Origin of the sequence: Shigella sp. FC1967, assembly GCF_001743005.1 — a bacterium.
Lineage (GTDB): Bacteria > Pseudomonadota > Gammaproteobacteria > Enterobacterales > Enterobacteriaceae > Proteus.
In genome coordinates, this window is record NZ_MIIZ01000508.1 from 1 (window position 1) to 206 (window position 206).

General features: G+C 44.2%; 1 protein-coding gene. It reads left to right on the forward strand.

Annotated elements, in window-relative coordinates:
• Nucleotides 1-206: carbamoyl-phosphate synthase domain-containing protein (locus tag BHE89_RS04335; protein WP_286145883.1), on the forward strand; the 206-nt coding region annotated here is incomplete at both ends.

A 206-nucleotide genomic window follows, 5' to 3' on the forward strand; every position in this document is an offset into this window, starting at 1 on the left:
TTATCTTAAACGCCATAATATCGTTGCTATTGCGGATATTGATACACGTAAGTTAACGCGTTTGTTGAGAGAAAAAGGCGCACAAAACGGTTGTATCATCGCCGGCGAACATCCTGATACCCAACTTGCACTCGAAAAAGCCAAAGCCTTTCCCGGCTTAAAAGGGATGGATTTAGCCAAAACAGTCACTGCCAAACAGCCTTACC